This is a genomic window from Caballeronia sp. Sq4a, assembly GCF_023170545.1.
Classification (GTDB): domain Bacteria; phylum Pseudomonadota; class Gammaproteobacteria; order Burkholderiales; family Burkholderiaceae; genus Caballeronia.
In genome coordinates, this window is the sequence record NZ_CP084250.1 from 1,836,567 (window position 1) to 1,859,883 (window position 23,317).

At 63.6% G+C, this 23,317-nt stretch carries 24 protein-coding genes; 14 read left to right on the plus strand and 10 right to left on the minus strand.

The genetic code is table 11. The features are described 5' to 3' along the window. The 3 genes from recJ to lysS all read left to right on the plus strand — a co-directional run bounded on the left by recJ (nt 1) and on the right by lysS (nt 4,665). Nucleotides 1-1,701: a single-stranded-DNA-specific exonuclease RecJ gene (gene recJ, locus LDZ24_RS08735; RefSeq protein ID WP_248320105.1), complete on the plus strand. Its 1,701-nt coding sequence runs from the start codon at nt 1-3 to the stop codon at nt 1,699-1,701. Between the two features lie 239 nt (nt 1,702-1,940). Next, nucleotides 1,941-3,045, plus strand: a protein-coding gene (prfB, locus tag LDZ24_RS08740; protein ID WP_248320107.1) for a peptide chain release factor 2 whose coding sequence is annotated in 2 segments (ribosomal slippage) — nt 1,941-2,021 and nt 2,023-3,045 — 1,104 coding nt in all. Because the reading frame shifts where the segments join, the coding sequence is not laid out codon by codon here. A gap of 93 nt (nt 3,046-3,138) precedes the next feature. Continuing rightward, nucleotides 3,139-4,665 carry a lysine--tRNA ligase gene (gene lysS / locus LDZ24_RS08745; protein ID WP_248320108.1) on the plus strand — a complete coding sequence of 509 codons (1,527 nt, stop codon included), beginning with the start codon at nt 3,139-3,141 and terminating at the stop codon, nt 4,663-4,665. A 277-nt stretch (nt 4,666-4,942) separates the two neighbouring features. On the opposite strand, the gene LDZ24_RS08750 is transcribed toward lysS, so the two are convergent. Beyond that, nucleotides 4,943-6,631, minus strand: a complete 1,689-nt coding sequence (locus LDZ24_RS08750) for a serine/threonine-protein kinase (RefSeq protein WP_248320110.1) — start codon at nt 6,629-6,631, stop codon at nt 4,943-4,945. A gap of 435 nt (nt 6,632-7,066) precedes the next feature. On the opposite strand from LDZ24_RS08750, the gene LDZ24_RS08755 reads away from it, so the two are divergent. After that, nucleotides 7,067-7,762 (plus strand): glycine zipper 2TM domain-containing protein, encoded by a 696-nt coding sequence (locus tag LDZ24_RS08755; protein ID WP_248320111.1) that lies wholly within the window; start codon nt 7,067-7,069, stop codon nt 7,760-7,762. A gap of 76 nt (nt 7,763-7,838) precedes the next feature. Here the strand turns inward: LDZ24_RS08755 and pssA are convergent, their stop codons facing one another. The 5 genes from pssA to LDZ24_RS08780 all read right to left on the minus strand — a co-directional run bounded on the left by pssA (nt 7,839) and on the right by LDZ24_RS08780 (nt 12,917). Next, nucleotides 7,839-8,705: a CDP-diacylglycerol--serine O-phosphatidyltransferase gene (gene pssA / locus LDZ24_RS08760; protein WP_248320112.1), complete on the minus strand. Its 867-nt coding sequence runs from the start codon at nt 8,703-8,705 to the stop codon at nt 7,839-7,841. A 13-nt stretch (nt 8,706-8,718) separates the two neighbouring features. Further along, on the minus strand, nt 8,719-9,363 hold the full coding sequence (locus LDZ24_RS08765) for a phosphatidylserine decarboxylase (protein ID WP_206466618.1): 645 nt from the start codon (nt 9,361-9,363) through the stop codon (nt 8,719-8,721). A gap of 104 nt (nt 9,364-9,467) precedes the next feature. Further along, nucleotides 9,468-10,484, minus strand: coding sequence for a ketol-acid reductoisomerase (gene ilvC / locus LDZ24_RS08770; protein WP_175944239.1), 1,017 nt, complete (start codon nt 10,482-10,484; stop codon nt 9,468-9,470). Between the two features lie 68 nt (nt 10,485-10,552). Next, complete coding sequence (gene ilvN / locus LDZ24_RS08775) at nt 10,553-11,044, minus strand: acetolactate synthase small subunit (RefSeq protein ID WP_008341906.1); 492 nt, start codon at nt 11,042-11,044, stop codon at nt 10,553-10,555. 109 nt (nt 11,045-11,153) lie between these two features. Next, the gene (locus LDZ24_RS08780; protein ID WP_175944241.1) at nt 11,154-12,917 is read right to left on the minus strand and encodes an acetolactate synthase 3 catalytic subunit; all 1,764 of its coding nucleotides are present in this window, start codon (nt 12,915-12,917) and stop codon (nt 11,154-11,156) included. A 368-nt stretch (nt 12,918-13,285) separates the two neighbouring features. Here LDZ24_RS08780 and LDZ24_RS08785 point away from each other — a divergent pair, with 368 nt between their 5' ends. From LDZ24_RS08785 to LDZ24_RS08830, 10 genes are all read left to right on the plus strand, one after another. Continuing rightward, nucleotides 13,286-13,849: an RNA polymerase sigma factor gene (locus LDZ24_RS08785; protein WP_248320114.1), complete on the plus strand. Its 564-nt coding sequence runs from the start codon at nt 13,286-13,288 to the stop codon at nt 13,847-13,849. Continuing rightward, nucleotides 13,846-14,298, plus strand: a complete 453-nt coding sequence (locus LDZ24_RS08790; protein WP_248320116.1) for a DUF3619 family protein — start codon at nt 13,846-13,848, stop codon at nt 14,296-14,298. Before LDZ24_RS08785 ends, LDZ24_RS08790 begins: the two co-directional genes overlap by 4 nt. 27 nt (nt 14,299-14,325) lie before the next feature. After that, on the plus strand, nt 14,326-15,081 hold the full coding sequence (locus LDZ24_RS08795) for a DUF3106 domain-containing protein (protein ID WP_248320117.1): 756 nt from the start codon (nt 14,326-14,328) through the stop codon (nt 15,079-15,081). 7 nt (nt 15,082-15,088) lie between these two features. Next, entirely contained in the window at nt 15,089-15,592 is a 504-nt protein-coding gene (locus LDZ24_RS08800; protein ID WP_248320119.1) for an RDD family protein, read from the plus strand. A 107-nt stretch (nt 15,593-15,699) separates the two neighbouring features. Next, nucleotides 15,700-16,635, plus strand: coding sequence for a UDP-2,3-diacylglucosamine diphosphatase (locus LDZ24_RS08805; protein ID WP_248320121.1), 936 nt, complete (start codon nt 15,700-15,702; stop codon nt 16,633-16,635). Nucleotides 16,636-16,666: 31 nt separating this feature from the next. After that, nucleotides 16,667-17,698, plus strand: coding sequence for a glycosyltransferase family 1 protein (locus LDZ24_RS08810; RefSeq protein WP_248320122.1), 1,032 nt, complete (start codon nt 16,667-16,669; stop codon nt 17,696-17,698). Next, complete coding sequence (locus LDZ24_RS08815; RefSeq protein ID WP_248320123.1) at nt 17,695-18,270, plus strand: diacylglycerol kinase; 576 nt, start codon at nt 17,695-17,697, stop codon at nt 18,268-18,270. Before LDZ24_RS08810 ends, LDZ24_RS08815 begins: the two co-directional genes overlap by 4 nt. 161 nt (nt 18,271-18,431) lie before the next feature. Continuing rightward, the gene (locus tag LDZ24_RS08820; RefSeq protein ID WP_244846821.1) at nt 18,432-19,169 is read left to right on the plus strand and encodes a TetR/AcrR family transcriptional regulator; all 738 of its coding nucleotides are present in this window, start codon (nt 18,432-18,434) and stop codon (nt 19,167-19,169) included. Continuing rightward, entirely contained in the window at nt 19,169-19,753 is a 585-nt protein-coding gene (locus LDZ24_RS08825; protein ID WP_248320125.1) for a TIGR00730 family Rossman fold protein, read from the plus strand. Before LDZ24_RS08820 ends, LDZ24_RS08825 begins: the two co-directional genes overlap by 1 nt. 13 nt (nt 19,754-19,766) lie before the next feature. Further along, entirely contained in the window at nt 19,767-20,513 is a 747-nt protein-coding gene (locus LDZ24_RS08830; RefSeq protein ID WP_248320126.1) for an SDR family oxidoreductase, read from the plus strand. Between the two features lie 16 nt (nt 20,514-20,529). Here the strand turns inward: LDZ24_RS08830 and LDZ24_RS08835 are convergent, their stop codons facing one another. The 4 genes from LDZ24_RS08835 to LDZ24_RS08850 form a co-directional block, all read right to left on the minus strand. Then, nucleotides 20,530-21,405 carry a DUF5672 family protein gene (locus tag LDZ24_RS08835; protein ID WP_248320128.1) on the minus strand — a complete coding sequence of 292 codons (876 nt, stop codon included), beginning with the start codon at nt 21,403-21,405 and terminating at the stop codon, nt 20,530-20,532. 66 nt (nt 21,406-21,471) lie between these two features. Beyond that, nucleotides 21,472-22,065 carry a DUF924 family protein gene (locus LDZ24_RS08840; protein ID WP_248320129.1) on the minus strand — a complete coding sequence of 198 codons (594 nt, stop codon included), beginning with the start codon at nt 22,063-22,065 and terminating at the stop codon, nt 21,472-21,474. Next, complete coding sequence (locus LDZ24_RS08845; protein ID WP_248320131.1) at nt 22,062-22,793, minus strand: alanyl-tRNA editing protein; 732 nt, start codon at nt 22,791-22,793, stop codon at nt 22,062-22,064. Before LDZ24_RS08845 ends, LDZ24_RS08840 begins: the two co-directional genes overlap by 4 nt. Nucleotides 22,794-22,876: 83 nt before the next feature. Then, nucleotides 22,877-23,311, minus strand: coding sequence for a group II truncated hemoglobin (locus tag LDZ24_RS08850; RefSeq protein WP_248320132.1), 435 nt, complete (start codon nt 23,309-23,311; stop codon nt 22,877-22,879). Nucleotides 23,312-23,317: the final 6 nt, after the last annotated feature.

Here is a 23,317-nt window from a genome sequence, read left to right on the forward strand (position 1 = left end):
ATGACGCGAATCGTTACCCGCGCCTCGTCCCCCGCCGATGCCGAAGCCCTGATGCGCCACGGCCTGCACCCCGTGATCGCGCGGCTCTACGCGGCGCGCGGCGTCACGTCGCCGGACGAAGTCGAAACCGAGTTGAAGCGCCTGCACGCGCCCGTCGGCCTGAAGGGGTGCGACGCCGCCGCCGCCGTGCTCGCCGATGCGCTCGCGGCGGGCAAGCGCATGCTCGTCGTCGCGGACTACGACTGCGACGGCGCGACCGCCTGCGCGGTGGCCGTGCGCGGCCTGCGCATGTTCGGCGCGACCATCGACTATCTCGTGCCGAACCGCTTCGAATACGGCTACGGACTGACGCCCGAGATCGTCGAACTGGCCGCGCGCTCGCCGCTCGGCGCGCCCGACTTGCTGATCACGGTCGATAACGGCATCGCGAGCGTCGAAGGCGTCGCGGCGGCCAACGCGCTCGGCATCGACGTCGTCGTGACCGACCATCACCTTCCCGGCGACGAACTGCCCGCCGCCCGCGCGATCGTCAATCCGAATCAGCCGGGCTGCGGCTTTCCGAGCAAATGCATCGCGGGCGTCGGCGTGATGTTCTACGTGCTGCTCGCGCTGCGTGCCGAGCTGCGCCGGCGCGGCGCGTACGAAAGCACGCCGGAGCCGCGTCTGGACGGCTTGCTCGATCTCGTCGCGCTCGGCACGGTGGCCGACGTCGTGAAGCTCGACTGCAACAACCGGATTCTCGTCGCGCAGGGTTTGAAGCGCATTCGCGCGGGCCGCATGCAGCCAGGCATCGCCGCGTTGTTCCGCGCGGCGGGCCGCGACGCGCGCGCCGCGTCGGGTTTCGATCTCGGCTTCGCGCTCGGGCCGCGCCTGAACGCGGCGGGACGGCTGTCGGACATGTCGCTCGGCATCGAATGCTTGACGACCGACGACATCGGCCGCGCATGGGAACTCGCGCAGCAACTCGACGCGATGAACCGCGAGCGGCGCGAGATCGAAGCCGGCATGCAGCAGCAGGCGCTCGCCGAACTGCAATCGTTCGATGCCGGCGAGCGCGCGACGCTCACGCTCTACGACGCGAGCTGGCATCAGGGCGTGATCGGCATCGTCGCGGGACGGCTGAAGGAGCGCTTCCACCGGCCGTCGTTCACGTTCGCGCACGCCGATGACGCCGGCACGCTCTCGAAAGGCTCCGGCCGCTCGATTCCCGGCTTCCATCTGCGCGATGCGGTCGATCTCATCAGCAAGCGCGAGCCCGGTCTCATCCACAAGTTCGGCGGGCACGCGATGGCGGCGGGCCTCACCCTCGCCACCGCCGATATCCCGCGCTTCACAGACGCGTTCGAAGCGGTCGGCCGCGAATGGCTGACGGCCGACGCGCTCTCGCGGACCATCGAAACGGACGGTGAACTGGAGGATGCGTACTTCACGCCGCAATTCATCGAACTGCTGGACGCGGCGGTCTGGGGACAGGGCTTTCCGGCGCCGACTTTTTCGGGCGAGTTCGATGTCGCGTCGCAATCGCTCGTGAAAGACAAGCACCTGAAGCTGCAACTGATGCGCGGCCGTCAGCGCTTTAACGCGATCTGGTTCAACCATGTCGATCCGCTGCCGCCGCGCGCGACCGTCGCGTACCGGCTCGTCAGCGATTCGTGGAACGGCGTGGCGCGCGTGCAGCTGATCGTCGAGCACGCGGCTTAAGCGGGGTCAGCATCCGCCCGCGCAACATCCGCTGATCGCCGGCTGCGCCAATACGGCGCGCGACCACGGCCGGCATTCCCGCTGCGAGTGAACACCGAAGCCCTGCGCGAAGCGCCTGCACGCGGACGACAAAGCGCCGCGCTTCGCGTGTAGCGGCGTGCGTCCGCGTGCGCCGCCCGCGCGGGAAAAGCGTGTCGATCGGCTATAATTTGACCTTTTTACGAAGCCGAAGATCGACAATGGAAGCAGAACGTCTCAACGCGATCGAAAGCCTTCTGGCCGACCTGCGCCGCCGCGCGGGCGAGCTACGGGGGTATCTTTGACTACGACGCCAAGTCCGCGCGTCTAGCCGAAGTCAACAAGGAACTCGAAGACCCGAACGTCTGGAACGACTCGAAGAACGCGCAGGCGCTCGGTCGTGAAAAGAAGCTGCTCGACGGCGTGGTGTCGACGCTCTCCGCCCTCGACAACGATTTGCGCGACGCCGAAGATCTCTTCGAGATGGCGCGCGAGGAAAGCGACGAAGACACGCTCGTCGCCTGCGAATCCGACGCCCAGGCACTGAAGAGCCGCGTCGAAGACATGGAATTCCGCCGGATGTTCTCGAATCCGGCCGATCCGAACAACTGCTTCATCGACATTCAGGCGGGCGCGGGCGGCACCGAGGCGTGCGACTGGGCGTCCATGCTGCTGCGCCAGTATCTGCGCTACTGCGAGCGCAAGGGCTTCAAGACCGAAGTGCTCGAAGAATCCGAAGGCGACGTCGCCGGCATCAAGAGCGCGACGATCAAGGTCGAAGGCGAGTACGCGTACGGCTATCTGCGCACCGAAACGGGCATTCACCGGCTCGTGCGCAAGTCGCCGTTCGATTCGTCGGGCGGGCGGCACACGTCGTTCTCGTCGGTGTTCGTGTATCCGGAAATCGACGATTCCATCGAGATCGAGATCAATCCGGCGGATATCCGCACGGACACCTATCGTGCATCGGGCGCGGGCGGCCAGCACATCAACAAGACGGACTCCGCCGTGCGTCTCACGCACGCGCCGACCGGCATCGTCGTGCAGTGCCAGAACGACCGCTCGCAGCACCGCAACCGCGCCGAAGCCATGCAGATGCTGAAGGCGCGTCTGTACGAATTCGAAATGCGCAAGCGTCAGGCGGAGCAGGACAAGCTCGAATCCAGCAAGACGGACGTGGGCTGGGGCCATCAAATCCGCTCCTACGTGCTCGACCAGAGCCGCGTGAAGGACCTGCGCACCAACGTCGAAATGAGCAACACGCGCGCCGTGCTCGACGGCGACCTCGACGACTTCATCAGCGCGAGCCTGAAACAGGGCGTTTAAGTCTTCGAGCGGCGCGGCTTCCGGTCGCGCCGCCTTCGTTTCATCCGCCGCGCATTTGCCGCACATCCGCAGCATCACAAGCCAAGAATCATCATGACCGAACCGACTCAGACGAGCGCCGCTCCCGAACTGGAAGACAACCAGATCATCGCCGAGCGTCGCGACAAGCTGCGCTCGCTGCGTGAGCAAGGCGTCGCCTATCCGAACGATTTCCGCCCGACGCACCAGGCGGCCGCGCTGCAAAGCGACTACGCCGAGACCGACAAGGAGACGCTGGAAGCGAATCCCCTGCCCGTCGCGCTCGCGGGCCGCATGATGCTCAAGCGCGTGATGGGCAAGGCGAGCTTCGCGACGGTTCAGGACGGCAGCGGTCAGATTCAGTTTTTCGTGACGCCCGCCGATGTCGGCGCGGACGTCTACGAGGCATTCAAGAAGTGGGACCTGGGCGACATCATCGCAGCCAAGGGCGTGCTGTTTCGCACGAACAAGGGCGAACTGTCGGTGCGCTGCACGGAACTGCGGCTCTTGTCGAAGGCGCTGCGTCCGCTGCCGGACAAGTTCCACGGCCTCGCCGATCAGGAAATGCGCTATCGCCAGCGTTACGTCGATCTGATCGTCACGCCGGAGTCGCGCAAGACGTTCATGGCGCGCACGAAGGCGGTCACGTCGATTCGCAACTTCATGGCGCAGGCGAACTTCATGGAAGTCGAAACGCCGATGCTGCATCCCATTCCGGGCGGCGCGGCGGCGAAGCCCTTCGTCACGCATCACAACGCGCTCGACATGCAGATGTTCCTGCGCATCGCGCCGGAGCTTTATCTGAAGCGGTTGGTCGTCGGTGGCTTCGAGCGCGTGTTCGAGATCAATCGTAATTTCCGGAACGAAGGCGTTTCGCCGCGCCACAACCCGGAATTCACGATGATGGAGTTCTACGCGGCCTACACGGATTACCGCTGGCTGATGGACTTCACCGAACAACTGATTCGTCAGGCCGCCGTCGATGCGCTCGGCACCGCGACCATCACGTATCAGGGGCGCGAGTTGGATCTTTCGAAGCCGTTTCATCGCCTGACGATCAATCAGGCCATTCAGAAGTACGCGCCGCAGTACACCGACGCGCAGCTTGCCGACGCCGTGTTCCTGCGCGCGGAACTGAAGAAGTTCGGTGTCGATACGACGCAGCCCGCTTTTCTGAACGCAGGCATCGGCGCGTTGCAACTCGCGCTATTCGAGGAGACCGCGGAATCGCAGTTGTGGGAGCCGACGTATATCGTCGATTATCCGATCGAGGTCTCGCCGCTCGCGCGCGCGTCGGATTCGGTGCCGGGCATCACGGAGCGCTTCGAGTTGTTTATCACGGGGCGCGAGATTGCGAACGGGTTCTCGGAACTGAACGATCCGGAAGATCAGGCCGCGCGCTTCCAGAAGCAAGTCGACCAGAAAGACGCGGGCGACGAGGAAGCCATGTACTTCGACGCGGACTATATTCGCGCGCTCGAGTACGGCATGCCGCCGACGGGCGGCTGCGGCATCGGCATCGACCGTCTGGTGATGCTGCTGACCGACAGCCCGAGCATCCGCGATGTGATTCTGTTCCCGCATCTGCGTCGCGAAGACTGAGCGGGCGAAGCGGTTCATTCTCGGTGAGAAGCGCGTCCTTCGGGGCGCGTTTTTATTTGGTTGTTCGCGGATGTCCGGGGATCCGTTCGCGATAGGCTTTGTTCGGCCAGTTCCAGACGTCCGGCAGCACAGGCGAACGGGGCCCTCACGTGACCAATGCCGGTTCAGTAGCTGCCGTTGATCGGCAGATCTGCCGGTGACTCTGACGCGGCTACACAATAAAGGCGTTGCTACATCGATCTATCTTGCGGTGCGCCAAAGGTCTGCTATTCCTTGTCTACGATGCTTGCCTTAAGGTGCGCCACCGTTCAAGAACGGCCCGAATCCGCTTTAAACCCTCATCCGGATTGCCGTATAGAGTTTCGCTAATCAGTTTGGTGCCATCGGGGGCAAGTACAACCCATCTTGGCTTTTCGAGCGGGTCATCAAAATGAACAAGGTCAGGGTAATGACTGGGCTCAGCAGCAATAAGTGCAACTTCGAAGTTGTGTTCTACTAGATCTTTGGTGGTCTGATACTCCATAAAGTAGCCGAGCGTGTGATCCAGCTTACTCTTGGTTGGATGATGGTCGTTGAAAACGACGATGAACGTTGGCTTTCCGGACCGCGAACTGCTTTCCTTTGCATCGGACAGGTTAGAGAAGGGAGGTGATTTGAAGTACCTACGACCTACGGTCTCCCCCCAAGGAGCTTCTACTAGGTCGCGTAACACTCGCCAGAACACTCGCTCAACGTCCTCCTCCAGCTTCGCTCCATAATCCGGCGATGCAACTTCCGTCCGATACAGCGGAACGCGATCGGCTAAGATCACAACCTCCCCGCCAACGATTTCAACGGCGAAACTTGTTGAAGTCTGTTGTGTAGTGTCAGTCGCATTCGCGAAGCCAAGCGTGTTTTCTATGGAGAACGGAGTCGTCTTGTAGTTCGTTTGCACAGTCACGAAACTCGGCCGAACCTGCGCTGCTACTCGGGAGTGTACGTTCCCAATTACCTCCATTCCGGCCTCGCAGAGATCTGTCAATTGCACTTGCTCTCTCGTTGCTTGGCGTCGGATGTGAGCGAGCACAAAGTCCAGATCCGCCTGCTCTGGTAGAGGAGATTCTGCGTTTATGGCAGCAAGCCGTTTCAGCGCCTCAATCATTTCAAGTGCGTCATTAAACCTTCTACCAGGGTTTAGATGCAACGCGCGATCAAACACATGGAACAGCGCCATAACGCTGCCCTCGCCTGCAGCATTCTTGAGAGCATGCATGTGCTCGGGGCGCTGATGGGGCATTAGGCCACTGCTGTCGAATGGCATCGCCGGTAGCTCGGTCGTCAAGGCGTAGAAAAGAACGCCCGCCGCAAATGCTATATCTGACCGAACGTCGTGCTTGTTCTCGCTACCGATGCCAAGTTCCGGCAATCGTAGGAACCGATTCCCGACCTCCTGACCAGATTCGGTTTCGAACAATGGGTGCGCACCATCTCGATAACACAAGCCAAAATCAAGAAGGACTGGAAAATGAATATCTCGATCCCGCACAACGATGTTGTCTGGCTTGATATCCCGATGAACCCATCCTTCTTTGTGAAGGTACTGCAAGACGCTCAGCAGCCGTATCGTCAGTTTGATGGCATCCGCCAGGCGTAGCGCTCCTTGCTCGGCTACTGGCTTCGTCAACGTGGGTCCAACAATCAGCTCTGTGACAATGAACAGCTTGTAATCATATTTGTCTTCGTGGATTGCGTTTGACTCAACAAGGTGAGGAACGAGTTCGTGATGACACGTCTGATACGCGGCGGCCTCCCTTAAGAAACGTGCACGCCTCTCGACGTCGCTTTGCTTACTCAAGACTTTCAAACATGCAATGTGGCCGTCGGTAAGACGTTTCGCCTTGAATACGTCGCCTTGGCCGCCTGAGCCGAGTGCCTCAATCCGCTCCCATCTTTCTGACCATTTTTTTACGTCGACCCAGTGATTCATAACCATATGGACTTCCACTAGAGTAGGTAGGCGGAATGTGGCGGAGGCCGTGCATAACGGACGGGGCTGGGCCGATCGATCCGATCATCGGCCTCATTCGAGTTGGTAAGTCGTCTCCCGCCTCGGAGACAGAGTTTGTGCACTACGCCACCGAGCACGGAGGACCACCAGACGGGGAATTTAATCGTAGACCGTGATTATATGAACGTCCGGAGCACTGCGGGGCCAGCCATTGTTGCTGCCACAACCCGAAGGGCCGTTGAGGGTCGCATACGGTCTCTCCCCCGCAACACGAAGAACCTTTTTTCGCCCCTCACGCCTGGCATCCAACGTGCTTCCACGAAGAAAAATGCGGTTACAACCTGAAAAAGTGCCGACGACGCATCTGCGCCAGAATTAAAGGTATCGGCACTTCGCCTCTAACGGAGGTTAGAAATGGACAACGGGACCAACAACATCACGCCCACGCCCGGCACCGGCGAGCCGCGCCGCCTGCATCCGCTGGTTGCGACGGCTGCGGGCGCAGTCATCGTCGCGAGCCTCGCGGCGACGGCCGCCGTGACAGGAATTTTCCCGGGCGCGCACAGCAATTCCGCGCAGAACGCGCAGACGCAGACCGCCGCGGTCGCGCAGCAACAACCGGTGGTCGCGCCCGCCGCGCCGTCGGCCGCCCAGCCGGTAGTCGCGCAAACCGCGCCCGCGCCCGCCCCGGCGCCGCAAACCGCGACTCAGCCGGTGCAGCAAGCGCCTGTGCAACCATCATACGCACAGCAGCCGCCGCAACACCCCGCCTATTGCTCGACGTGCGGCACCGTCGAAGCCATCTCAGCCGTGCGTCGTGAGGGGCACGGAACAGGCATCGGTGCGGTCGGTGGCGCGGTGGCGGGCGGCGTCGTCGGTAATCAGTTCGGACGCGGCGGCGGCCGCACCGCGATGACCCTGCTCGGCGCGCTCGGCGGCGGGCTCGCGGGCAATTCGGTCGAAAAGCACCTGCGTAGCGAAACGGATTATTCCGTACGCGTGCGGATGGAAAACGGCAAGACGCGTTATTTCACCTACCATCAGCAGCCGCCGTTCGCGCAGGGCCAGCATGTGCGCGTGCATAACGGCACACTGGTCGACGCGGGATAACACGCCGACCGCCACACGCAAAAAAGGGCGACGGGTTTCGCGACCCGTCGCCCTTTTTGCATCGCAAAGAAATGTACTAGTGATCCCGCTGTGAACTGCGCGCGGGATTCGGTCGGCCGCGCATCGCCATGTACGCCCACCAGACATAGCCCGAGAACCCGTACAGCACGAACAGGCAGAACAGCATGACGGGCGGATCGGACGAGACGAGCACGAACGCCACCACGACCAGCAGCACGCCCGCGAACGGCACGCGATAACGCACATCGAGCGCCTTGCCGCTGTAGAACGGCGCGTTCGACACCATCGTGACGCCCGCGTAAATGGTCAGGACGAACGCGACCCACGGCAGCCACACGAGCTTGAGCGGCACGCGATTGTCGGTGGCAAGCCAGACGAAGCCGGCGATTAGCGCCGCCGCAGCCGGACTCGGCAAGCCCTGGAAATAGCGCTTGTCGACCACGCCGACGTTCGTATTGAAGCGCGCGAGCCGCAGCGCCGCGCCCGAGCAGTACACGAACGCCGCGAGCCAACCCCAGCGCCCGAGGTCCTTCAGCACCCATTCGTACATGACGAGCGCCGGGGCGACGCCGAACGACACCATGTCCGACAGGCTGTCGAACTGCTCGCCGAACGCGCTCTGCGTATGCGTCATGCGCGCGACGCGGCCGTCCATGCCGTCGAGCACCATCGCGACGAAAATGGCGATGGCCGCGATCTCGAAGCGCACGTTCATCGCCTGCACCACGGCGAAGAAGCCGCAGAAGAGCGCGGCCGTGGTGAACGCATTCGGCAGCAGATAAATGCCGCGCTTTCTCAGGAATTGCTGCCGCTTCGCGCGCCGCGTTTCCACGGCGCCGACGTCTTGCACCGCCTTGTTGCGACGGAACGCGCGCGGCGGCGCCCCGTTCATGCGGTTCCGGCGCGGTTTGAATGCCGCCATCGACGCCTCCGCGTTATTCCGCGAACTCGGCGAGAATCGTCGACGAGGCGGACACCTTCTCGCCGATCGCCACGCGCGGCCGGCTGCCCACCGGCAGATACACGTCGACGCGCGAACCGAAGCGGATAAAGCCGTAGCGTTGGCCGCGCGTGAGCGGCTCGCCCGCGTGGACGTAGCAGAGAATGCGCCGCGCGATCAGCCCGGCAATCTGCACCGACGTCACCGTATGCCCGGTCGCAGTCTGCAGCACGATGGCGTTGCGCTCGTTCTCCGTCGATGCCTTGTCGACAGCCGCGTTCAGATACGCGCCCGGGAAATACTGCACTTTGGTGATTGCGCCGTCGACCGGCGAACGCTGCGAGTGCACATTGAACACGTTCATGAACACGCTGATCTTCAGCGCCTCGCGGCCGGCGTACGGATCATGCGCGGTTTCCACCGCGACGATGCGCCCGTCCGCCGGACACAGCACGGCATTGGCCTGCGTGGGAATGGGGCGCGGCGGATCGCGGAAGAACTGGACGACGAAAATCACGATCAGCCAGAAGATCCAGGCGAAGCCGAAGCCGCCGATCGCCTGCACGAGAATGGCAACGACGGCCGCGATGGCGATGAACGGCCAGCCTTCGCGGGCAATGATCGGATGGGGATAGTTCATGAACGAGGTCTGTGTTTTTAAAACCCGTAGGATAGCAAAAGCCGCCCTCGGCACAGCGGCTTCGGGCGGCTTTCATGACAGCAAGAACCGTGACGCGCGAAAACTTAGTTCTTCGACTGGTCGACGAGCTTGTTCTTGGCGATCCACGGCATCATCGCGCGCAGCTTCTCGCCGACTTGCTCGATCTGATGCTCGGCCGTCAGGCGGCGGCGCGATTGCAGCGTCGGCGCGCCGGCGCGGTTCTCGATGATGAAGCTCTTCGCGTATTCACCGGTCTGGATGTCCTTCAGCACGGCCTTCATCGCCTTCTTCGTCTCTTCCGTGACGATGCGCGGACCCGTCACGTACTCGCCGTACTCGGCGTTGTTCGAGATCGAGTAGTTCATGTTGGCGATGCCGCCTTCGTAGATCAGGTCGACGATCAGCTTCAGTTCGTGCAGGCACTCGAAGTACGCCATTTCCGGCGCGTAGCCCGCTTCCACCAGCGTTTCGAAGCCGGCCTTGATCAGGTCGACCGTGCCGCCGCACAGCACTGCCTGTTCGCCGAACAGGTCGGTTTCGGTTTCTTCACGGAAGTTCGTCTCGATGATGCCCGCGCGGCCGCCGCCGTTGGCCACCGCGTACGAGAGCGCCACGTCGCGCGCGGAGCCGGTCTTGTCCTGCGCGACCGCGATCAGGTGCGGCACGCCGCCGCCTTGCGTGTACGTGTTGCGCACCGTGTGACCCGGCGCCTTCGGCGCGATCATGATGACGTCGAGGTCGGCGCGCGGAATCACCTGGCCGTAGTGCACGTTGAAGCCGTGCGCGAACGCGAGCGCCGCGCCGTTCTTGATGTTCGCGTGGACTTCCTTCGCGTACACCTCGGCGATCTGCTCGTCGGGCAGCAGCATCATTACGACGTCGGCGCCCTTCACCGCTTCGGCCACTTCCTTGACCGGCAGACCGGCATTCTCGGCCTTGCTCCACGAAGCGCCGCCCTTACGCAGGCCGACCGTCACGTTCACGCCGCTTTCCTTCAGGTTCAGCGCGTGCGCATGGCCTTGCGAGCCATAACCGATGATGGTGACTTGCTTGCCCTTGATGAGGGAGAGGTCGGCGTCTTTGTCGTAGAAAACTTTCATGGTGGTTCCTTGAGTCCTGGGTCTGTCTCCGCGAGAAGCAGAGGAAATGAGTCGAGTTGCGTGTGGTGCTACACCTTCAGGATGCGCTCGCCCCGGCCGATGCCGGAACTGCCCGTGCGAACCGTCTCCAGAATCGCCGTGGCGTCGAGCGCCTGAATGAACGCGTCGAGCTTGTCGGAGGCGCCCGTCAGTTCCATGGTGTAGGTCTTTTCGGTCACGTCGATGATGCGGCCGCGGAAGATATCCGCCATCCGCTTCATCTCTTCGCGTTCCTTGCCGACTGCCCTTACCTTGATGAGCATCAGCTCGCGCTCGATGTGGGCGCCCTCTGTCAGGTCGACCACTTTCACCACCTCGATCAGGCGGTTCAGGTGCTTCGTGATCTGTTCGATCACGTCGTCCGAGCCGATGGAGACGATGGTGAGCCGCGACAGCGAACTGTCTTCGGTCGGCGCCACCGTCAGCGTTTCGATGTTGTAGCCGCGCGCGGAAAAGAGCCCGACGACACGCGATAACGCGCCCGGCTCGTTTTCCAGCAGTACGGAGATGATGTGTTTCATGTGCGTGTTTCCCGATATGTCCAGAAGAAGCGTTCGTCCGAAAAACCCGCGCGCGGCGCTCGTCCTTTGTGAAGACAGGCGCGCGCGAGCCTCGCGTGACAAAGCCGCGTTATAGATCCTCAGAGCCGAGCAGCATTTCCGTGATGCCCTTGCCTGCCTGCACCATCGGGAATACGTTTTCGGTCGGATCGGTCTGGAAGTCGAGGAACACGGTGCGATCTTTCAGACGCAGCGCTTCCTTGAGCGCCGGTTCGACGTCCGCGGTCTTTTCGACGCGAATGCCGACGTGGCCGTACGCTTCGGCGAGCTTCACGAAGTCGGGCAGCGCGTCCATGTACGAACTGGAATAGCGCTTCTTGTATTCGATCTGCTGCCACTGGCGAACCATGCCGAGATAGCGGTTGTTGAGCGAGATGATCTTGACCGGCGTGTTGTACTGCTTGCAGGTCGAGAGCTCCTGAATGCACATCTGGATGGAGCCTTCGCCCGTGATGCAGACCACGTCCTCGTCGGGATAGGCCATCTTCACGCCCATCGCGGCGGGCAGGCCGAAGCCCATCGTGCCGAGGCCGCCCGAGTTGATCCAGCGGCGCGGCTTGTTGAACGGATAGAACTGCGCCGCCCACATCTGATGCTGGCCGACATCCGAACACACGAAGGCGTTGCCGTCCGTCAGCTCCGCGAGCTTTTCGACGACGTACTGCGGCTTGATGATCTCGCTCTTGCGGTCGTAGGCGAGGCAGTCTTTCGCGCGCCAGCCTTCGATCTCGTCCCACCACGACTTCAGCGCGGCCGTGTCCGGCCCGTGCTCCGCGTGCTGAAGCTGCTCGATCAGCTCCTTCAGGACTTCCTTCACGTCGCCGACGATCGGGATATCGACCTTCACGCGCTTCGAGATGGACGACGGATCGACGTCGATATGAATGATCTTGCGCGGCGACGAAGCGAAGTGCTTCGGGTCGCCGATCACCCGGTCGTCGAAGCGCGCGCCGATGGCGATCAGCACGTCGCAATGCTGCATGGCCATGTTGGCTTCGTACGTGCCGTGCATGCCGAGCATGCCGAGGAACTTCTTGTCGCTCGCGCGATAGCCGCCCAGACCCATCAGCGTATTGGTGACGGGATAGCCGAGCAGATCGGCGAACTGGTTCAGTTCGCGCGATGCGTCGGCGAGAATGATGCCGCCGCCGGTGTAGATGTACGGGCGCTTGGCCGACAACAGCAGTTGCACCGCCTTGCGGATCTGGCCGGAGTGGCCCTTCGTGACCGGATTGTACGAGCGCAGGGACACGCTCTTGACCGGCTCGTAGCGGCACGGCGCTTTCGACACGTCTTTCGGAATGTCGATCAGCACCGGGCCGGGACGCCCCGTGCGCGCGATGTAGAAGGCTTTCTTGACGGTGGCGGCGAGATCGCGCACGTCCTTCACGAGGAAGTTGTGCTTGACGCAGGGCCGCGTGATGCCGACGGTGTCGCATTCCTGGAACGCGTCGAGGCCGATGGCCGCGGTGGGCACCTGCCCGCTGATGACGACGAGCGGAATGGAATCCATGTAGGCCGTGGCGATGCCGGTGACGGCATTGGTGACGCCCGGGCCGGAAGTCACGAGACACACGCCCACTTTGCCGGTCGAGCGCGAATACGCGTCGGCGGCGTGCACGGCGGCCTGCTCGTGGCGCACGAGAATGTGCTGAATCTGGTCCTGCTTGTACAGCTCGTCGTAGATGTAGAGTACCGAGCCGCCGGGATAGCCCCACACGAACTCGACGTTTTCGTCGGCGAGCGCGCGCATGAGCACGGTCGCGCCGATGGAATCGGCTTCGTGAGAGGGAGTGGTATCCGACGTGGAGAATTCCGCGCTAGGCATGTTCATTCATCACCTTTCGAATTTTCGGCAAAAAATTGATCGGGTGCTCTCTGCCGGGCTTGTGGCTCGGGTTCAAGCGGCGCGTCTTGGTTTGACAGGCGAACTTCTTGGGCTCGCCTCAAAGCAGACAATTCACTTTATGATGCGAGTCGGGAACGATAGCCCGTTTTTGCGCGCACGGTCAAGCAAAAATTTCCCCGCCACGCTTGGAATGCTTCGTCCGGGCGTTTCTCGCACGCCCTGAGCACGCAATACGGCGCAACAAATCGTTTCCCGATCCTCCCGCGACAGCGAAAATTTGCTAGCATCCGCAGGTTTTCCTGGAACTCCACAATCTCTTTCGACGCAAATTCGTTGCGCCGGGTCCCCAACGGATGGCATCAGACAAGGAACTCGCCGATTTTCTGGCGGGCGTCGAAAGACGCGCGTTCAAGCAGACCGTGTACACCGTCCGCGACGACGACGCGGCGCTCGACATCGTCCAGGACGCCATGATCAAGCTCGCGGAAAAATACGGCGACAAGCCGTCGCCCGAGCTTCCTCTTTTGTTCCAGCGTATCCTCCAGAATGCGACGCACGACTACTTTCGCCGCCAGAAGGTTCGCAATACCTGGATCAGCCTGTTCTCCTCGTTCGGCAGCGCGGACGACGACGAGTTCGACCCGCTCGAAACCTTCGAATCCGAGGACGGCGCGACCGGCAGCGAAAGCAGCGAGAGCCGGCTGGAACGCGAGCAGGTGCTCAACCTGATCGACGCGGAAATCCAGAAATTGCCGGCGCGTCAACGAGAAGCTTTTCTCATGCGTTACTGGGAAGATATGGATGTCGCAGAGACGGCCGCCGCGATGGGCTGCTCCGAGGGCAGCGTGAAGACGCACTGTTCACGCGCCACGCACGCTCTCGCGCAAGCCCTGAAAGCCAAAGGGATCACGCTATGAGTTCCGCTCTTGAAACGAAGGAAATCGAGTTCGCGCTGAAGGTCGTGCGCGCGCTCGACGAAAGCACGTCGGCCATTCCGGCCGCCGCAATGGATCGGCTCGCTGAGGCGCGCCGCGCCGCGATCGCGCGCAAGAAGCCCGAGAAAGTGGCCGTCACCGCCGCCGCGCCTGTGTTCACGCCGGTTCTGGCCGGCGCGGGCGCCACGCTCTCGGCCGGCGATTCCGGCGACGCAAGCGGTCGCAAGAGCCTGTTCGCGCGCTTGGGCGGCTTCGGGCTGGCCGGGCCGGTGTTCGCGCTCGCCGTGGCGCTCGCGGGCATCGCTTACTGGGAAGACCAGCAGCGCAAGGCCGAACTCGCCGACATCGACGCGGCCATGATGAGCGACAGCCTGCCGCTCGACGCTTATCTCGATCACGGCTTCAACGCGTATCTGACGCGCAATCACTAAGCATCAAACCGAGCGGGGGAAATTCGGGTGAGTTACAAGCGCGGTCTCGCGATTGTCTTCGGCTGCGCGATTGCGGGTCTGGTCGCGTTCGCCGCTACTTACCCGCGTTTCTATTCGTCCTCCGCCACGGCGTCCGTGTCCGCCGCCGCGCCCAGCGGCGCAAGCGCGGGCGCGGACGGGTCGCTCTCGCCGCTTGCCGCGCTTTCATCGGACAATCCGCTTTCGTGGAGCCGTTTGACGGAGGCACAGCGCGTAGCGCTCGCGCCTTTCGCCACGCAGTGGGATTCCTTCAGCGACGAGCGCAAGCAGAAGTGGCTCAAGATCGCATCGCGCTATCACCGCATGTCGCCGGACGCGCAGAAGCGACTGCAGCAGCGCATGGAGGAATGGGTGCGCATGACGCCCGACCAGCGCAAGGTCGCGCGGGAAAACTACCAGGTGTCGAAGCTCGTGCCGCCCGACAAGCGCGAGAAGGCTTGGGACGCGTATCAGAAGCTCTCGGAAGAACAAAAGAAAAAGCTCGCCGCAAGCGAGCGCGGCCGCCGCCCGACCGTGGTCAGCGCGCCGCCGACCGGCAAAGCCGAAGTGAAGGACATCAACCGTCTCGTCGCGGCGCGCGAGCAGGGCCACGCGGCTTCGCATGCGGAAGCCGGGCCGGGCGCGGGCGCGCCGGCATCGGGCACGCCGTTGCAGCCCGCCGTGCCGAACGCCGCGAGCATCGTCCCGGCCACGCCGATTCCCGTTTCGCCGCAGCAGGCGCCTTCGATGTACAACGGTTCGTGATCGCGCGATGAGCGTCTCCGCCACCGCGACCATCCCGCCGCTTCGCGCGCCCAGCCTGCGCCGGCGGCTCTCCACGATGGTCTACGAAGGCGTCATCCTGTTCGGCGTCGTGTTCATCGCCGGATATCTCTTCAGCACGCTCACGCAGCAGCGCAACGGCCTCACGCATCACGACTGGCTGATGTCGTGGATCGGCCTCGTGCTGGCGGCGTATTTCGTGTGGTTCTGGACGCACGGCGGCCAGACGCTGCCGATGAAAACCTGGCGCCTGAAAGTCGTCGATGCGCGCGGCGAGCCGCTCACCGTCGGCCGGGCGCTAGCGCGCTATGTGCTCGCGTGGCTATGGTTCCTGCCGCCGCTCGCGCTGCACCCGCTCCTTTCGCTGGCGGTGCCGCAGACGCTGATCGTGCTCGCCGTCTGGATCGCGCTATGGGCGGCAGCCGTCTGGCTCGATCCGGGCCGCCAGTTCCTGCACGACCGCCTCGCCGGCACGCGCATCGTCGCCGCGTAAGTCATCCCCTGCCCGACTCCCCGTGTAATACGAACTTCTCGTGACTGTCACGGCTCGGTCACGGCCGCACGGCGTAATGCGCATACCAAAACTCGATGCGCGAGCCAATGGCCCTCCACCCGACAGTCACGCCGGCATTCGATCCCTCCACCGCTTACCGTTTTCGCAGTTCCGGCTTGCGCGTCGATCCGTCGGCGCTCGTGCCCGATTCGTCCGATTCGCCTGAAGCCGCGTCGCCCGTCGTCGATGGCGAATCGGCGGACGGAACGCATCGTTATCGCACGATCTGGCTCTCGGATATCCACTTAGGCTCCGGCGGCTGTCAGGCCGCCTATCTGCTCGACTTCCTGCGGCATCACGAATCGGACTACCTGTATCTCGTCGGCGACATCATCGACGGATGGCAGCTTCGCAAAGGCTGGTTCTGGCCGCAGGCGCACAACGACGTCGTGCAGAAAATCCTGCGCAAGGCGCGCAAGGGCACGCAGGTCGTCTATATCCCCGGCAATCACGACGAAGCCGCGCGCCAGTTCTGCGATCTCGCGTTCGGCGACATTCACGTGCGCGGCGAGGCGTTTCACACGACGCTCGCGGGCAAGCGCCTGTGGATCGTCCACGGCGATCTCTTCGACGGCGTCATTCAGCACGCCAAATGGCTCGCTTATCTCGGCGACACCGCGTACACCGCGATCTTGCTGCTCAACCGCTGGTTCAACCGCGTGCGCACGAAGCTCGGCTTCAATTACTGGTCGCTCTCGCAGTACCTGAAGCATCAGGTCAAGAACGCGGTCAATTTCATCTCGCAGTTCGAGCGCGTGATGACCGACGAAGCGCGCCGCCGCGGCTGCGACGGCGTCGTGTGCGGGCACATCCACAAGGCCGAGATTCGCGATATCGACGGCATCCTGTATTGCAACGACGGCGACTGGGTCGAGAGTCTCTCCGCGCTCGTCGAGACCTACGACGGCGAACTGAAGGTCGTCTACTGGACTGTCATGCGCGCGCCCGGACAGCCGGCCGCGAAAGCCCGCGCGACGGTGTGAACGCAGCCATCAGGCCACACGAGGAACCGCAATGAAGATCATGATCGTGACCGATGCATGGGAGCCGCAAGTCAACGGCGTCGTGCGCACACTCAAGAATACGAGCAAGGAGCTGACGGCGCTCGGGCATCGCGTGGACATGCTCACGCCGCTCGAATTCAAGACGATTCCCTGCCCGACCTATCCCGAGATTCGCCTGTCGCTGATGCCGGGCCGTCATGTTGCCGAGCGCATCGACGCGTTCGATCCGGATGCGCTGCACATCGCGACGGAAGGCCCGCTCGGCCTCGCCGCCCGCGCGTACGCGCTGCGTCACAAGCTGCCGTACACGACCGCCTATCACACGCGCTTTCCCGAATACGTGAAAGCGCGCTTCGGCATTCCGCTCGCGATGACGTATCGCTTTCTGCGCTGGTTCCACGGACCGTCGCAGGCGGTGATGGCGCCGACGCCCGTGGTCAAGAAAGATCTGGAGGCCTATGGATTCACGAACGTCGTGCTGTGGACACGCGGCGTCGATCTCGACATCTTCCATCCGATGGACTCGAAGGTGCTCAACACCGCGCGGCCGATCTTTCTGTACGTCGGGCGCGTGGCGATCGAGAAGAACGTCGAAGCGTTCCTGAAGCTCGACCTGCCCGGCTCGAAGTGGGTCGCGGGCGAAGGCCCGGCGCTCGCCGAGCTGAAATCTCGCTACACGAACGTCAACTATCTCGGCGTGCTGTCGCAGCCGGAACTCGCGAAGGTATACGCCGCCGCCGATGTCTTCGTGTTTCCGAGCCGCACCGATACGTTCGGCCTCGTGCTGCTCGAAGCGATGGCTTGCGGCACGCCCATCGCGGCGTATCCGGTCACGGGTCCGATCGACGTGCTCGGCGAACACGGACCCGGCGCGCTCAACGACGACCTTCGCGAGGCGTGCCTTCAGGCGCTGAAGATCGACCGGGCCGACGCGCGCGCCTGGGCCGAACGCTTCTCGTGGCGCGCGGCGTCCGAGCAGTTCGCGTCGCACTTGCGGCAGTTCGAGCCGCGCGCGCCGCGCGCCGACCGGGCGCCCGCATGACGCGTCGCCCGCTGGCGGAGGAACGCGCCGAAGCGAACGCCCGCGCGGCGGCGGGCCGCATCATGGACCCGTTCGACGACGAAACCGACGCCGGCGTCGATTCGCTCGATTCGCTCGATTCGCACGCTCAGGCGACCGAACCGCTCGGCACCGACGACCTGCCCTTCAATCCGTACAAGGGCAATCGCGGCTTCACGCGCGCCTGGCACGCGATGAAGAACTCGATCGCAGGTTTTCGCATCGCGATCCGCGAGGAAAGCGCCTTCCGGCAGGAACTGACGCTCGCCGCCATCCTGTTGCCGTGCAGCCTTCTCGTGCCGGTGGCGCCGGTCGAGCGAGCCGCGCTGATCGGCTCCGTGCTGCTGGTGCTGATCGTCGAGCTGTTGAATTCGAGCGTCGAGGCGGCGATCGACCGCATCTCGCTCGAACGCCATGAACTCTCCAAGCGCGCCAAGGACTTCGGCAGCGCCGCCGTGATGGTCGCGCTCGGGGTATGCGTGCTCACGTGGGCCATGATTCTGTGGCCGCATGCGCCCGCCGCGGCTGCGTGGCTCGGGCGTCTTTTGGCTTGAGCAGGCGGTATCTCATAAAGTCGTCGCCGGGTCAGCGAGGCCGCGTCCGGAACGGAGAACGAGCGGTTTATAATCGTCCGATATTCTCAAAAATAGCAACGGAACCGGACGCGGGCATGCTTGCACGAGGCCGCCGCAACCGGATGCCAAGGTCGGACGACATGGAAGCGAAACCTCCCCGCCGTACCCGCGAACGGATTCTCGAGCTGTCGCTGAAGTTGTTCAATGATATCGGCGAACCCAACGTCACCACGACGACGATCGCCGAGGAGATGGAAATCAGTCCAGGCAATCTGTACTACCATTTCCGCAACAAAGACGACATCATCAACAGCATCTTCGCGCAGTTCGAGCAGCAGATTCAAAAGCGCCTGCGCTTTCCGGACGATCACCGGCCGACCATCGACGAGATGTGGTCCTATCTGCAGTACATGGCCGATTTTCTCTGGACGTATCGCTTTCTGTACCGCGACCTGAACGACCTTCTCGCGCGCAACCGCACGCTGGAAACGCACTTCAAGCAGATCATCACGCACAAGGTGCGCTTTGCGCAGCAGCTGTGCGAGGCGCTCGTCGCCGATCAGGAGATGGTCGCGACGCCCGCCGAGATCGAGGTCATCGCAACGAACATCGGCGTGATCGCCACGTACTGGCTGTCGTATCAGTACGTGATGAACCCGCGCAAGTACAACGATCAGGAAGCGATTCGCGCGGAGCTTCATCAGGTGAGCGTGCACATCATCTCGATCATGGCGCCGTATCTGCGCGGCCGCTCGCGCCAGCTTTTCGACGATCTGGTGTCCGGTAAGATGCCCAAGCGCGGATTCGCGGACTTCCTGCCGCCGCGCGACGATGCCGCCAGCGCATCGAAGAACGAAACACCGAAGGATTCCCGATAATGAAGGCAGTGTGTGTGTATTGCGGCTCCGCCCCCGGAGCCCGCCCCGTCTATGCGGAAGCCGCGCGCGCGTTCGGCCGCGCGCTCGTCGAGGCGAACTTGTCGCTCGTGTATGGCGGCGGCCGCGTCGGGCTGATGGGCCTGATCGCCGATGAAGTGCTCGCCGCCGGCGGACGCGCGGTAGGCGTAATTCCCGAACTGCTGCTCGCGAAGGAAGTCGGCCATACGGATCTCACGGAACTGCACGTCGTGCCCGACATGCACGAGCGCAAGAAGAAGATGGCCGATCTCGCCGATGCCTTCGTCGCGATGCCCGGCGGCGTCGGCACGTACGAAGAGTTCTTCGAGGTCTACACGTGGGCGCAACTCGGCTATCACCAGAAGCCCGTCGGCCTTTTGGACGTGAACGGCTATTTCGATCCGCTTCTGTCGATGCTGCGTCATACCATCGACGAAGGCTTCATGCGCAAGCCGTTTCTGGACATGATCCAGGTGGCCGCCGAGCCGAACGAGATGATCGCGAAGCTCGCGGCCTACACGCCGCCCGCGAACGACAAGTGGTCCGAGAAACGCAACGCAGTCTAAGGAGAATCGAGCGATGTCTAAAGTCATCCTGATCACCGGCGCGAGCCGCGGCATCGGCCGGTCGGCTGCCATTCTCGCGGGCGCGCGCGGCTGGTCGGTCGGCGTGAACTACGCGTCGAACGCGCAGGCCGCCGAAGAAACCGTCGCGGCGGTCCGCGCGGCGGGCGGCAAGGCCATCGCGATAGCCGGCGACGTGCGCGACGAAGCGGCGATCATCGCCATGTTCGACGCCACCGAGCAAGCCTTCGGCAAGCTCGACGGCGTGGTGAACAACGCGGGCATCGTCGCGCCGGGGGCGCCTCTGGCCGACATGGACATCGAGCGGCTCAAGCGCATTTTCGACACCAACGTGCTCGGCGCGTATCTGTGCGCGCGCGAGGCGGCGCGGCGTCTGTCGCGCTCGCGCGGCGGCCACGGCGGCTCGCTCGTGAACGTGTCGTCGGCGGCGGCGCGGCTCGGGTCGCCGAACGAATACGTGGACTATGCGGGCTCCAAAGGCGCGATCGACGCGATGACCATCGGGCTTTCCAAGGAACTCGGCCCGGAAGGCGTGCGCGTCAACGCCATCCGCCCCGGCCTCATCGAAACCGAAATCCACGCGAGCGGCGGCAAGCCGGACCGGGCGCACGTGCTCGGCGTGCACACGCCGCTCGGACGCCCCGGCACGGCGGACGAAGTCGGGGAATCGATCGTCTGGCTGCTCTCGGATGCGTCGTCGTATGTGACCGGCGCGATTCTGGACGTGACGGGCGGACGTTAAGCTCGCGCCCCGCGCATCACAGGTCTTCGGGCGCGAAGCGCAGTTCATAGCCGCGCGCTTCGAGCATGCGCGCGATATCCATTTCCCGAAACGCGCGCTCGGCGATGCTGCGCTTGGTCCGATACTGAATGACCGGCGGATCGATGCCGATGAGGCGCCGCCATTTGCAGTGCTGCCCGAAGAGCGACATCATGTCGACGTCGCGATGCGCCGCCCCGGCGTGTTCGATCCCGAAGCGTAGACACATCTCGACCGGCGCGAACCGCAGCCCGACGGCTTCCAGTTCGGGCCGCAGCACGCACGTGAGTTGCACGTCTTCGTTGAGCGCGCAGTTCGTCCATTCCACCTTGAGCGGATCGCCGCCGATCTTGTCGGGCGCGGGAATCGTCATCCGGATCTCGGGATGGTCGATGAGCGCGCGCATCATGCGCCGGCTGCGCAAGCAAAAGCCGCCGTTGATGACCGGCATCACGGTCTGCCCGGGCTTGCCGAGTTCGGCGCTCCACGCGTAGTGCGTGACCCAGCGCGTGCCTTCGCCGGTGTCGATACGTCCGACGTGCGCCATCGGGCCGACGTAATCGTAGTCGAGGAAAGCGTCGGTCCAGTTCGCGGTGTCGAGCACCCAGCCGTCATCCTGGACGATCAGCGCGAACTCCGTCTCCACGACGCGCCAGAGCGCGTACATCATGAACCATGAGTATTCCTGATAATCGAGCGGCGCGATCTTGCGATGCTCGATGCCGGGCGGCAGACTCGCGGGCGTCCGCGGGCTGCACAGCACGGCACGCGCGCCGGGCATCTGGCGCAGGCTCAGCGTGAGCGCATACACGGCGCGCGTCGCATCGGGCAGCCCCGTCACGGAAACCAGTGTGATCTTGCTGAAGTCTTTCATCGCGTTCCCGCAAAAGCAAAGCGATGAAAATAAGTCGGCGCGCGGCGCGTGACTATCGACGGAGTTCTAGAAACCGCCGTGCTCGGCGAGCCACGCTTCTTCGGCGGGCAGCGTCTCGCGTCCGAGTATCCTGTTCCGATGCGGAAAGCGCCCGAATCGTTCGATGACTTCCGCGTGTCTCAGCGCGGAGTCGTAGAAGCTCGCGACGCCCGTGTCGTCGCGCAGTTTCGCGAAAAGGCGCACCGATTCGCGCTGGCTGGCGAGCGTTTCGTCGTGCTCGAACGGCGTGTACACGAACGCGCGATGACAGGCGCTCGGCATCCGCAAGTCGTCGCCCTGCCCGACCAGCTTCTTCGCGACCGCAAGCGCCCGCGCGTCGCCGGCGAAGGCGCGCGGCGTGTTGCGATAACAGTTGCGCGAGAACTGATCCAGGACCACGATCAGCGCGAGCGCGCAAAGCGGCTCGCGTTCCCACGCTTCCAGGCCGCCCGCCTGCGCTTCGTCTAGCAGAGCGCCGAAGCGTTCCGCGATCATCGCGTCGAATGCGCGCTTCTTTCTCCACCACTGCTTGCGCTCGGTGCCGAACTCGGGCGAACCGTTCGCGCCGAACCAGAAGTCCAGCACGTCGTGCGCGCGCGGATCGACAGTCACGACCGTCAAGCCAGTTCCAGCACGAGCCGCCGCGTGCGCGCGCTCTTCTTTTCCAGCTTGGCGATGCGCAGCGTGCCGATTTCGCCGGTATTGCGCACATGCGTGCCGCCGCACGGCTGCAAGTCCACGTTCTCGATGCGCAGCAGCCGCACGCGGCCGAGGCCCATCGGCGGCTTGACGCTCATCGTGCGGACGAGTTCGGGGCGCGCGGACATTTCGTCGTCGGTGATCCATTCGGTGCGCACGTCGTGCGAACCGCCGACGAGTTCGCGCAGCTTCGCTTCCACCGCTTCGCGCTCGATCGGCTCGACCGTCGCGAGATCGAGCCGCGCGTAGTCGGTCGTGATGCTGCAACCATCGACCGGATACGGCAGCACCGCGCAGATCAGGTGGCTCGCCGTGTGCAGCCGCATATGCCGATACCGCCGCTCCCAGTCGATTTCCGCGCTCACCGTGTCGCCCACCTTGAGTTTCGCGAGCGCGTCTTCCTGACCGGGCGCGGGCACATGCACGGCATCGTCGGGCGTCGCGCCTTCGAACTTGGCCTTGCGCGTATCCGCGATGGCGATGACCGTGCCGTCGGCGAGCGTCAGCGTTCCTGCATCGCCCGCCTGCCCGCCGCCGAGCGGATAAAACACGGTCTGGTCCAGATGGATGCCCGCCTCGTCGATGGCGGTGACGGTCGCATCGCAGCGTCTTTGATAAGCGTCCTCGCGAAAGAGCGCGCGTGTAGTCATGACTTCGTGTCCTCGAATGCCTTGGGTGATCGCAGATGATGCCGCAAACCGGCGCGGCCTCGCCCGGTACACAACGGGGCGAATCAGCCGGGACGGTTGCGCATCCAGTCGGCGGTATCGAAGAACGAGGTGAGCAGGCGCTCGCGCAGCGGCTCGGGAAGGCCGATGTCCTCCATCGCCCAGGCCATGCAGCGCAGCCATTGATCGCGCTCGCTCGACGCGATGGCGAACGGCAGATGCCGCGCCCGCAGCCGCGGATGCCCGAAGCGGCTGATGTAGTGGTCCGGCCCGCCCATCCAGCCGCACAGGAACCAGAAGGTCTTGTCGCGCGAATTGTCGAGCGTCGGCGGATGCAGCGCGCGAATGCCGGCGAACTCGGGCTCCAGGTCCATCAAATCGTAGAAACGGTCGACGAGCGCGCGCACGCGCTCCTCGCCGCCGATCAGTTCGAACGCGGTCGGCGCTGCTTGTTGATTGGTCGCTTCGTCTTCGGAAGCCGGTTGATTCACTTCGCTCATTGCTTT

Excerpts from the sequence above, each read along its gene's own strand:
- LDZ24_RS08800 (WP_248320119.1), top strand. The coding sequence starts at position 15,089 with ATGAGCGTCTCCGCCACCGCGACCATCCCGCCGCTTCGCGCGCCCAGC.
- LDZ24_RS08790 (WP_248320116.1), top strand. The coding sequence starts at position 13,846 with ATGAGTTCCGCTCTTGAAACGAAGGAAATCGAGTTCGCGCTGAAGGTC.
- LDZ24_RS08805 (WP_248320121.1), top strand. The coding sequence starts at position 15,700 with ATGGCCCTCCACCCGACAGTCACGCCGGCATTCGATCCCTCCACCGCT.
- LDZ24_RS08765 (WP_206466618.1), bottom strand. The coding sequence starts at position 9,363 with ATGAACTATCCCCATCCGATCATTGCCCGCGAAGGCTGGCCGTTCATC.
- LDZ24_RS08820 (WP_244846821.1), top strand. The coding sequence starts at position 18,432 with ATGGAAGCGAAACCTCCCCGCCGTACCCGCGAACGGATTCTCGAGCTG.
- pssA (WP_248320112.1), bottom strand. The coding sequence starts at position 8,705 with ATGGCGGCATTCAAACCGCGCCGGAACCGCATGAACGGGGCGCCGCCG.
- LDZ24_RS08755 (WP_248320111.1), top strand. The coding sequence starts at position 7,067 with ATGGACAACGGGACCAACAACATCACGCCCACGCCCGGCACCGGCGAG.
- LDZ24_RS08780 (WP_175944241.1), bottom strand. The coding sequence starts at position 12,917 with ATGAACATGCCTAGCGCGGAATTCTCCACGTCGGATACCACTCCCTCT.
- LDZ24_RS08835 (WP_248320128.1), bottom strand. The coding sequence starts at position 21,405 with ATGAAAGACTTCAGCAAGATCACACTGGTTTCCGTGACGGGGCTGCCC.
- ilvC (WP_175944239.1), bottom strand. The coding sequence starts at position 10,484 with ATGAAAGTTTTCTACGACAAAGACGCCGACCTCTCCCTCATCAAGGGC.
- LDZ24_RS08830 (WP_248320126.1), top strand. The coding sequence starts at position 19,767 with ATGTCTAAAGTCATCCTGATCACCGGCGCGAGCCGCGGCATCGGCCGG.
- LDZ24_RS08750 (WP_248320110.1), bottom strand. The coding sequence starts at position 6,631 with ATGAATCACTGGGTCGACGTAAAAAAATGGTCAGAAAGATGGGAGCGG.
- LDZ24_RS08810 (WP_248320122.1), top strand. The coding sequence starts at position 16,667 with ATGAAGATCATGATCGTGACCGATGCATGGGAGCCGCAAGTCAACGGC.
- LDZ24_RS08815 (WP_248320123.1), top strand. The coding sequence starts at position 17,695 with ATGACGCGTCGCCCGCTGGCGGAGGAACGCGCCGAAGCGAACGCCCGC.
- LDZ24_RS08785 (WP_248320114.1), top strand. The coding sequence starts at position 13,286 with ATGGCATCAGACAAGGAACTCGCCGATTTTCTGGCGGGCGTCGAAAGA.
- LDZ24_RS08850 (WP_248320132.1), bottom strand. The coding sequence starts at position 23,311 with ATGAGCGAAGTGAATCAACCGGCTTCCGAAGACGAAGCGACCAATCAA.
- ilvN (WP_008341906.1), bottom strand. The coding sequence starts at position 11,044 with ATGAAACACATCATCTCCGTACTGCTGGAAAACGAGCCGGGCGCGTTA.
- LDZ24_RS08845 (WP_248320131.1), bottom strand. The coding sequence starts at position 22,793 with ATGACTACACGCGCGCTCTTTCGCGAGGACGCTTATCAAAGACGCTGC.
- lysS (WP_248320108.1), top strand. The coding sequence starts at position 3,139 with ATGACCGAACCGACTCAGACGAGCGCCGCTCCCGAACTGGAAGACAAC.
- recJ (WP_248320105.1), top strand. The coding sequence starts at position 1 with ATGACGCGAATCGTTACCCGCGCCTCGTCCCCCGCCGATGCCGAAGCC.
- LDZ24_RS08825 (WP_248320125.1), top strand. The coding sequence starts at position 19,169 with ATGAAGGCAGTGTGTGTGTATTGCGGCTCCGCCCCCGGAGCCCGCCCC.